Annotated in this window: 9 protein-coding genes and 1 pseudogene; 2 read left to right on the forward strand and 8 right to left on the reverse strand. The window is 40.9% G+C overall.

Annotation, left to right across the window (positions count from 1 at the left end):
• From LC574_RS10335 to LC574_RS37920, 4 genes and pseudogenes are all read right to left on the reverse strand, one after another.
• Positions 1-542 (reverse strand): annotated as a pseudogene (locus LC574_RS10335) (alpha/beta fold hydrolase); the annotation flags it as partial.
• A 22-nt stretch (positions 543-564) separates the two neighbouring features.
• Entirely contained in the window at positions 565-1,389 is an 825-nt protein-coding gene (locus LC574_RS10340; protein ID WP_229453440.1) for an SDR family oxidoreductase, read from the reverse strand.
• Between the two features lie 160 nt (positions 1,390-1,549).
• Positions 1,550-2,035: a glutathione peroxidase gene (locus tag LC574_RS10345; RefSeq protein WP_229453441.1), complete on the reverse strand. Its 486-nt coding sequence runs from the start codon at positions 2,033-2,035 to the stop codon at positions 1,550-1,552.
• Between the two features lie 174 nt (positions 2,036-2,209).
• Positions 2,210-2,341 (reverse strand): hypothetical protein, encoded by a 132-nt coding sequence (locus tag LC574_RS37920; protein ID WP_267871484.1) that lies wholly within the window; start codon positions 2,339-2,341, stop codon positions 2,210-2,212.
• A gap of 1,023 nt (positions 2,342-3,364) precedes the next feature.
• Between LC574_RS37920 and LC574_RS10350 the strand changes: the two genes are divergently transcribed.
• Both LC574_RS10350 and LC574_RS10355 read left to right on the forward strand, forming a co-directional pair.
• On the forward strand, positions 3,365-4,927 hold the full coding sequence (locus LC574_RS10350) for an ammonium transporter (protein WP_229453442.1): 1,563 nt from the start codon (positions 3,365-3,367) through the stop codon (positions 4,925-4,927).
• Positions 4,928-5,389: 462 nt separating this feature from the next.
• Positions 5,390-5,845 (forward strand): DUF2141 domain-containing protein, encoded by a 456-nt coding sequence (locus tag LC574_RS10355; protein ID WP_229453443.1) that lies wholly within the window; start codon positions 5,390-5,392, stop codon positions 5,843-5,845.
• A 2-nt stretch (positions 5,846-5,847) separates the two neighbouring features.
• Here LC574_RS10355 and LC574_RS10360 read toward each other — a convergent pair whose 3' ends face one another.
• The 4 genes from LC574_RS10360 to LC574_RS10375 form a co-directional block, all read right to left on the reverse strand.
• Complete coding sequence (locus tag LC574_RS10360; protein ID WP_229453444.1) at positions 5,848-6,978, reverse strand: peptidoglycan-binding protein; 1,131 nt, start codon at positions 6,976-6,978, stop codon at positions 5,848-5,850.
• A 290-nt stretch (positions 6,979-7,268) separates the two neighbouring features.
• Positions 7,269-8,336: a DMT family transporter gene (locus LC574_RS10365; protein ID WP_229453445.1), complete on the reverse strand. Its 1,068-nt coding sequence runs from the start codon at positions 8,334-8,336 to the stop codon at positions 7,269-7,271.
• 254 nt (positions 8,337-8,590) lie between these two features.
• Positions 8,591-8,830 carry a hypothetical protein gene (locus LC574_RS10370; RefSeq protein WP_229453446.1) on the reverse strand — a complete coding sequence of 80 codons (240 nt, stop codon included), beginning with the start codon at positions 8,828-8,830 and terminating at the stop codon, positions 8,591-8,593.
• Positions 8,831-9,508: 678 nt separating this feature from the next.
• Positions 9,509-10,266 (reverse strand): HD domain-containing protein (locus tag LC574_RS10375; protein WP_229453447.1); only part of this gene is annotated, 758 nt, incomplete at its 5' end.

The following is a 10,266-nucleotide window of genomic DNA, read 5'->3' on the forward strand; positions in this document are numbered from 1 at the left end:
AGTACGTGCATAGCGATAAAAAGCACTCCCAAAAGGCGAATCTAACAGATCCAAATAAATTTTTTCCGCCATTCTGGTGATTTCTTTGTCATCAAAGCCCACGTTGGAGGCCCAGAAAGTACAAGTCTGGCAATTAAGTTTGATTGCTTTTGGACTAATGCGATCGCAACTGGTAATAAAGCACCTTGTACTACTACAATGACAGGCTTTTGCACTACTGTTTGTAAAAAGTGCTGCAACTGTTCTGCCCAATCACTAGGAGTGTAAGCCAGATGAGGCATATCACTTTCGCCACATCCTAGTAAATCAGGGTTGTAAATTGAATTACGCTGACCTGTATTATACCATTCGCGGCAAAATCGCTGCCAAAATTGCCGCGACAATCCGACGCCAATCGGATGAATTAACAGTAAAGGAATGCCTTCAGGTGTTGTGTTAGTTGGTTGATGAACTTCGTAGGCGCAACGATAATTCCGCCAAGTGTAAAACTGGCTAGGAGATGCTGTCAAATTGGTTGTGTTAGTTACAGCAGATGGTTGCATAATTCCTAGTTTTTAATACTTACTAAAAAATCATCTGTGGATGAATTAACTGGTATCCAGCTTCTTTAAGCTTTTCATTCGATACCCAAGCATTATATGGGCGGGTACTCTTAATAGATGTATCCCATTTAACTTTGGGTAAATTATGTTTTTCAAATAGGCACTCTAGTAAGTCCCGGCTGGTGAGATGTGCATCATCTACTAAATTGTAAATCCCTTGCAAACGACGGTGACGGGAAAATTCTATCGCACCAACAATATCATCCAAATGAATCCAATTTGTGATATCTTCGCCATTCCCAGGACGGGTTGCACCAGAATATCTGCTAAATATTTTCAACAGTTCCCTGCCAGTCCCATAAATCCCTCCTAAGCGGAAGATACAAACGCGAAGATTTTCGCTAGATGCTGATAGCAGCACATCCTCTGTTTTTCGGAGAATTTGTGCATTTAAATTAGCAGGTGCAAGCGGTGTTTCTTCATCTACCCATACACCATTTCTGTCACCATATACTGCATAGCTACCTGTGTATATTAATTGTTTTACACTCGCAACCTGCTGCAAGGATGAAACTAAAGTTTGGGCGGTTTGTAGATAAGTTTCTTCATAAACTTCTGCACCTTTTGCACTAACACTCAAAACTACAACATCTTGATCGTGCAAAACTGATTTTAGGCTATCTAAGTCATTACCACGGGTAACTACAACTCTTTGGGATACTGATTTTAGTGCCGGGACACGCTCAGAGGAAGTTGTGGTTACACTGACAACAAAATCCCCCTTCTCCTGCCAATATTGAGCAACCTTATAACCAACATAACCACAACCAATGATTGCAACGTTCATGACAAATTAGACACAAATAAATTAAACTAATCATTGAGATAATATTCTCAATTAAGAAACTGGACGTAAATAAATTTAACAGTCCAGAGCTAACAGTCAATAGTCAATAGTCAATAGTACAGAAAGTTTTACCTAATGACTAATGACTAATGACTAATGACTATTTTGCTAATTCTTTCTCAATTATGGCAATTATCTCTGATGAATTTGGCTGGACACTACTATTAAATCGAGCTACCACTTCACCTTGTTTATTAACTAAAAATTTTTCAAAGTTCCAAGCAACAGTTCCCGTTGGCTCAACGGCTTTGGTAAGTCTCTCATAAAGTGGATGCTGCTGCGAGCCTTTGGCATGAACTTTATCGAATAGTTCAAAGGTAACACTATATTTACTCGTGCAGAATTGCACAATCTCTTCATTGCTTCCTGGTTCCTGCGCTCCAAAATCGTTACAGGGGAACCCCAAAATACGTAACCCTGCTTCCCCATACTTCTGGTTCAATTTTTCTAACCCTTCGTATTGAGAAGTATAACCGCAGTAGGAAGCCACATTCACAATTAAGAGTACCTTCCCGGTATACTCGTTTAATTGCTTATCCTCACCGTTGATAGTCTTAACTGCGATGTCCGAAATTGTCTTACTCATCTTGAATCTGATTTATAGGGAATATTGCCAAGTCTCCCATATTACAGGTACTGTAAACCCTCTTTTTTTAAGGAAATTAGGTTTGTTAGCCTTGTTTCCTCCTACGGTTCTATTTAATTTAGCCTATAAGCTTGTATGGGAGTTTCGATAGATGTTTCCGTCGCTGATTCGTGCTTAATGAGCAAGGCGATGTCTAACGACAAGCCAGAAGGTGGAGAGTCCTTGCTCAACTAGTACACCTGAGCAATTAAGATAGCGATCGCCTGTGAGTTTACCTGAGTCATAACTCTTGTGTAAATAGCTCAACTAATCCATTATCTCAGAATAGCCTTAGAAATCTGCGTTGCTTTTAATACAAATCTTTTCGCAGGGATGAATTATGAATTATCTTAACCTTCGTGTTGAGTTTATCTCTACAACCGTCACTTTTATCAATAAGATTGAATGGTGGAGGCTGCGGGCAATTTATCAGTTATTTCACCCAGTGGTCGGTTTAAAGGAGAATTACTGCTTTTCAATATAGCTTTTAAAGTAACAAACAATTAACTTTTTGTATAAAAAATTAATAATATTTATAATTGTCCGATCCTGAAATCGGAAAATACCTACCTATAAAGGATATAAATGCTTTATTTGTTGCATCAGGAGCTATATGCCATAAAAAAAGCGAAAAAATGTATTATACGATACAGTTTTTTGGTTTGAGTAAATAGACAATCAGTCAAATTTATCCATCTAGGCATAAATTTACCAAAGGTGAAATAGGAAGTAGTCTCATGGTTTCTGTAAAGCTCCCACTATTGAGTCTTTATCTGAAACTACAACTAAACTGCAAATTTCCATTGATAATACTTGGTACTAATCACTAGTTTTTTAGTATTCTTCATGAAATTGGCTTTGCCATGTTAGAAGCAGCTTTGATGTGCCAAAGAGGTGTAGTTAATGCCTTACTATAAAACTCAATTGCCGTCGCTGTAACCTTTTTAGTGTGGGGAAAAATCGGCTGTAACTATGTTGCACCCTTTTTTATGTATAGACATAATATTGACAATTTCTGGCAATTTCCTGAACAAAACTTATTTTTGAAAGATTAAAGATTAAGTGAAGAAGACTTGACTGTTTCAGAAATTACACCATAATTACTTAAGAATATCTAAAATAAATATTTACAGATGTGCCAGGAGTTTCCTAAACTCCTACTAAGGTAATTTGGTTTTCTGGTTTTTAAACAAGTGGTCTAAAGGAAAAATATCAAAGGACAGTGTTTTTTTCTGCTTAACCTGTTTTTTTCCTTTTTTAAAGATAGTTTGGAGGATGATGTTGAAATTCATGTACAAACAAAAATCGAAAACAAAAAATAAGCGTCTGTCTGCAAGAAATTACGCTGTAAATTCACAGCCCAACTCAAAAGTAAAGCTATTTAATCTAGCAATTAAGCGCCTCTCTCCCAGTTGGCAAGCCTGCTTACCTTTAGCTTGTCTGATTGTGTTGGGTTGGGGTTATGCCGCAGTTGCCCAAACTCCAGCCGCAGGGCCAACGACAGCAGAACTCAAAGTTGCTCTTGATACACTGTGGGTTGCGATCGCTGCCTTTTTAGTGTTCTTCATGAACGCTGGTTTTTGTATGTTAGAAACCGGCTTCTGTCGCCGGAAAAACGCTGTCAACGTTCTTTCCAAAAACTTGATTGTATTTGCTCTGTCCACCGTTGCCTTTTGGGTACTCGGTTTTGGCTTAATGTTCGGTGATGGCAACGACTTCTTTGGATTAAATGGGTTTTTCTTAGGAGGAGCAGATAACAGTCCCGCCACAGGAGAAGCCTATAAAGGTGTTTTCAGTGCCATTAGTTGGGCTGGTGTACCTTTAGCTGCCAAGTTTTTATTCCAGCTAGTGTTTGCTGGAACAGCAGCAACAATCGTTTCTGGTGCAGTAGCCGAACGGATTAAGTTTATTGACTTCCTAATTTTCAGCCTCTTACTTGTAGGTATTCTCTACCCCATTACTGGACACTGGATTTGGGGAACTGGTTGGCTAGCAGACAGAGGCTTTTGGGATTTTGCCGGTTGTACGGTGGTTCACTCCGTAGGTGGCTGGGCAGCTTTGATGGGAGCAGCATTTCTTGGGCCCCGCCTTGGTAGATATCAAGATAGGCAAGTTGTTGCTATGCCTGGTCACAACATGAGTATTGCCACTTTGGGCTGTCTGATCCTGTGGTTGGGCTGGTTTGGTTTCAACCCCGGTTCTGTGATGGCTGCCGATCCTAGTGCGATCAGTCACATTGCTGTCACCACTAACATGGCTGGTGCTGCCGGTGGAATTGCCGCTACAATTACAGCTTGGTTGTACTTAGGTAAACCAGACCTGTCAATGATTATCAATGGTATTTTGGCTGGCTTGGTTGGTGTTACAGCGTCTTGTGCTTACATAGGTATTCCTGCTTCTTTAATCATTGGCTTGATTGCTGGAGTACTGGTAGTTTTCTCTGTAACATTCTTTGACAAACTTGGCATTGATGACCCAGTGGGAGCTACCTCAGTTCACCTAGTTTGTGGCATCTGGGGAACTCTAGCAGTGGGACTGTGGGCTGTTGGCCCTGGTGTTTATTCCTGGTATGGCGATGCACTTGGCCCAGCAAAAGGTTTATTTGCAGGTGGTGGCTTTGGACAGTTCGGTGTTCAGTTGCTGGGCGTTGTCTCAGTAGGTGGTTTCACTGTTTTACTCAGTAGTATTTTTTGGCTGGCTCTGAAAGTTACTTTAGGTATCAGAGTATCCAAAGAAGAGGAACTAGAAGGTTTGGATATCGGTGAACACGGTATGGAAGCCTACAGTGGATTTCTCAAAGAAGGTGATGGAACTGGATTTTCTGATGAACAAACTTCAATTGGGAGATTTTAGGGTAAATATTTTTTTGGTTTACTCTCTGGCATATTCCTAATATGAGCTACCAACACACCATCAGTAGATTCAACTGATTCTGCCAAATTCTTTATCCAAACGGGGAAAAGTAGGGGGTTTTATACCTCCTACTTTTCCAACTTTTTACCTGATTGGTGCTTTATTACAGCATTTTTCAGGTATTTAGACCACAGATGAGATGGGGAGTAGGGAGTGGGGAGTAGGGAGTGGTGTAGTTCAATTACTTGAAAAGCGCTGTAATTTAGCGATCGCAGTCAAAAATACTAATACCATTTCACGAATGTCTCTTCGTTAAAGCTGGCTTACTTAGATAAATATTTAAATTAAATATACCAAAATGCTTGCGAGTATTAACTGAATAATGCGACGATGAATCTGCCTGATCTGAATCAAAGCTAAAACTTAGTTTCAGCAAAACTTTTTTTACCTTATGAAAATTTTATGGTTAGAGGATTGAGAGTTAGTATGCTGCTATTGGCAGTTCTGGGAAATCTGGCGTGGTCATTTAGTGCCAAGGCAAATTTTAACGGCAAACTCACCGTAGAAATTGATGGCTTGAAGAATAAACAAGGACAAGTCTGTGCCAGTATATTTGCTAGCAGTGAAGGATTTCCTAGCGATCGCGATCGCGGCTTACAAAAGCAGTGTATCAAGATTACTAGCACTCCCTTACTCATTACCTTTGAGAACTTAAAAGCAGGTAGTTACGCCGTTGCTGTCTTCCACGATCAAAATAACGACGGCACTCTCAATAGCAATATTTTAGGTATACCAACCGAAGGCTTTGGATTTTCCAGCAACCCAGAAATTCGCATAAGAGCAGCCAAATTTAGCGAAGCTGCATTTTTGGTGGCAGGCCCGAACACTAATATCCAAATCCAATTGAAATATTTTTAGGTTTATTCTCGTGAATCGTTCTGTAAATCTTCTGGTAGACTTTGTTCTTCCGGCAAACCACGCATTCGATTCATCTGAGTTAAAGCATATCGTGCTGTTGCTTGCACCTCGACATCTGGGTCTTCCAGCGCATGGCGCAACATCTGACTCATTTGACCCATCATGTCATAAACGCGCGTCAGGTCACGGATCGCATTTTGCCGCACTTGTGGATTTTCATCTTGCAGCGAAATTGCTAAAGCACGATTCATCGGTTTGAGTGTGCGGGTACCAATTTCTGCCAAAGCTGCCAAAATTAAACTGGTTTCTTGAGAATCGGCATCAATCATCAGGTCAACCATAGGTTGAATTGCCCGCGAATCTCCCTGTTGACCCAAATCCCAAATAGCCTTGCGTCGCTTCCTTGGGTCAGAACTGCGTAAGTCTTGAATTAATTCGTCAACAATATTGAGTTTAGCAAGCCGGGAAGTTTTTTCTGGTAGCAGCAATTGTGTGGGAATTGGTGGCGTAACTGTTTGTGGACTAGTTACAGTCTCTGGTGAGGGTGATATCATGAGTTTTTTGTTAGCTTCACTCAAACTTTTAGTCTCTGATATTTCGGATTGCACTTGTTTGACCTGACGAAACCACTTCAGCAGGTAAACAAGTGCGCCAATACTTCCTAAAACTCCGATGGAAAATATTAACCACCAAACAAAACCTCTCTCGGTTGGTTCGGGTATTGTAGTTGGTTTGGAAGTTGCAACAATTGGAGAGGTAACAATCTGATTTTTGGCTACGATTGCTGCTTGCAGTCTCCCCCTAGTCTCCAGACCAGCAAGGCCATCTACTTTTAAACCCTTTGCTTTCTGGAATTTAACTACAGCCATTTCCGTACTGTCGTTGTACTCTCCATCTACCACGCCACTGTAGTATCCCAACTGCTTTAATTGGGTTTGTAATCTCTGCACATCTGATTTTCGACTACCATAAGTCAAAACAGTTGGACTACTAGCAGCGACTGTCGAACTAGCTTGTGCAAGTTCTAAAATTTCAGGTGCTAGGTTAGGTGTTGCTGTGCTTGCACGATTTGGGTAAAAACCCACGCAAGAAAAACAGGTAAATATCAAAATTGAGGAACGGCATAGCCTCATATTGCAAGTTTCAGCCTGAACGTGCTTTTTTTTGAAGTCTTCGATACCACAATAGCTTCAAGATTACCAAATGTTAACTGTCATTTTTTTATTGGGGATTGGCGATTGGGTATTAGTTATTCTCCCTCATCTCCCTCATGAATTACAAATTACGTTAGCGTAGCGTTAGCGAGTCTTCTCCCTTGGCGCTAGCCTCTCTCTTTGGGAGAAGGGGAGACGCTAAGAGCGAACGAGCGTCATTACGAACTTGTACTGAGCGTAGCCGAAGTATTACGAATTATTTTAATAAGTTAGGGTAAAATTTCTCGTTCAGATTCTCTCACTTTGAAAGTGATGGGGTTTAACTTTTTAGCAGATGCTTCTAAAACTGGTTGCTGTATATTAGCTGTTTCGCCCACAGTAACTGTGTCATTTTGCGCTGCTAAAGTATCACGTTGGTTAATGAGATAGATGCTGATTAAAGTTAAGAAAACACCTACCCACTGCAACGGACTGAGGACTTCTGAGAGGAAGAGATTGCCGAATAGTAGGGCAAAGACGGGTGTAAGGAAGGTCAGGGAACTAAGACTGGTGAGACTGCCACTAGAGGCAAAATAGAAGAATAAACCGTAGGCGATCGCACTGCCAAATACGGTAGCATAACCCAAAGCCACTAAATCAGATGCTCCTAGATTCTCCCACTGCTGGGATTCGACAACTGATGAAACTCCCCATAGTGGCAATCCACCCAAAATCATGTGCCATCCCGTAGCGGTTACTGGGTCAGAATGTCGGCACACAAACCGAATCAATACTGTTCCCACTGCCATTGATAGGGCTGCTAACAGCATCAACCATTCCCCACTAGCAAACAAATCTTGCCAGTTACCAATTGTAATATTTGCGCCTGAGTCGAGAAAATGTAAAATCCACTCATCAGGTAAGCCGATTAAACTAATGCCTGTGACACCCAAGCCTAGCCCCAGCCATCCCCAAAAACCAATGTGTTCCTGGAATAGCCACAACGACAGCAAGGCAACAGCCAAGGGTTGCGAGTCAATCATCACAGACCCTAACCCTGCACTGGTTCTAACTAATCCCTCTGCTAAAAAACCTTGAAACAGCGTCCCATCTACGAGGGCAAATAAGGCAATCCACAGCCATGCAGCCCAACCCTTCGGCTGTGGTTTACCCATGAATGCTGCTGCAATCAGAATTAACATCCCTGCTGGTATCAGACGCACTCCTGCCATGAATAGCGGTGTGGTGTGGGGTATTACTCCTTTCATGGCTACCATTGCCGTCCCCCATAGGAAAAAGGGGGCAATTAAGAGGAGAGGGGCGAAGGGAAGTTTAGATGCACTGAGTTTCAGTTGCATGGGTTTGCTGATGCCTTTGTTTAACAAGCGCAAAAATTGCTTTACCCAATTTTACCGAAATTATGTAGTTTTGCGATCGCGTAGCGTCTCAAAGAGAAGGAATTAATGGTGTAGCTAAGGTTACAGGAGGCTGAAGATTGTAATCAGATAGATACATTTAAGAGGATGTTTGGAAAGTCGCAAAGTATACTATAAACCCCGCTTCCATTCCTCTTTCCCACTTCTGCTTATCCTTAAATCATTCACCTCTGAGTTTACCTGGCTTCATTGCCTGCATCCAATTCACGTCGATATTCTTGTATATATTCCAGCATCTCATCAAATTGTGGATCATCTTTATATTTACCAGCTATTTTCAACCAAGGATTTTCTACTTTGGGTGCTTCAATTTCTAAAGTCACAATCTTGGCTGTTTCTAACCGAGTTTGTAAACTTTGACTGAGTTTTTCTATTGCTTCCGTTTCCGTATTGCCTAAACCTTGACAGGGAAGCATCCCACTTTTTTACATGTCATTGCGAGGAACGAAGCAATCGCAAAATTCTTCAGGTCAAAACGAGTCCATGAGATTGCTTCGTCGTTCCTCCTCTCTACGAGACGCTGCGCGAACGCAATGACAGTTATTCTCTCATTCAAAATAAAAACTGGGATGCACCCCCTTGACAGTCTGGTAAACTTAACAATTAGGTACAGTTTTAGTTGAGGAAGTTGTCACTGATAAATTCATCAGCTTTTTTACCTCCAGCTTTCATATCGATCATAACTCCCAAAGCTGATGAATTATCACAATAATGGAACACAAGCTCTATGCTGAAGCGTGAGTATTCTCCAGTGGAGAGAACCAAGCAATTGAGCCTGCTTGATTAAAATTCTATATAATGGATATCTAAGTTTTCCCAGCTCAGATATCCAATTGCAACATAACCTAGAGTAAATAGATTATTTTATAAACGTAATTATAATTAGAATTTTGGTTTTTAAACTACTCCTTTAGTTTAGTTTTAAACTACTCCTTTAGATAGTTTCTCAATTCATCCTTAAGTTGGATGAAAACTATATGAATTAACTGAAATTTGAAAGCAAACGTGTAAAATACAGATGATTTGTAGTAGCGCATGTATGTGCGTTTATACATTCAGCAGGTGCGTTACACTGCGTTAACGCACACTACTTTCTAAGACAATTTAGCAACGCTAGACTTTTCTAAAGTCGCTACTAATTTCACTCCAAATTCTTCCTCAAATACTCCTTTTTTATAATCTAAGCTCCAAAGTTCTAAAGCACAATCATCATCAGGTTGAGATGGAAAAATCAGCAGATTCACCTGCCGAAATTGTTCATAATACTCACATTGGACTTGCGCGATCGCACCAATTTGTCGTCTATCTAATGCTACTGCCAATCTCAAAATCGCACTCAATTGACTGACCATTTGTCGCTGGTGTTTAATCAGCAAACTCTGGTAATTTTCATGTTTTTTCTTGGGGGGCGATTTGCGATGATAACGCGCTAAATTAGCAATGATTTCAATCTCAGTTTCTGTATAACCGAGTAATTCACCATTGCGAATTAGATAGTAAGAGTGCTTGTGGTGAGACGAATGGCTGACATAATGACCGCAATTGTGTAATATCGCAGCTGCCCACAGCAATTGTCGCTCATCAGATCCCCAGTGGTGTAACGTACCTTGAGTTTGGTCAAATAAACTTTGGGCAAATTTTGCCACGCGATCGCTATATTCTAAATTGACGTGGTATTTATTAGCGAGTTTGAGTACATTGCGTTCCCGAACTGAACTTTGGTAGCGCAGCTTATCTTCAATTAAACCGTGGGTTAGCATCCAGTCTACAATTACGCCTTCCCGCAGGGAACGCTCACAGACTGTAACCGATTCACTACCCAAAAGCGTCATTGCTTCCTGTAATATTACTG

The organism is Nostoc sp. CHAB 5715, assembly GCF_020829685.1.
Classification (GTDB): domain Bacteria; phylum Cyanobacteriota; class Cyanobacteriia; order Cyanobacteriales; family Nostocaceae; genus Nostoc.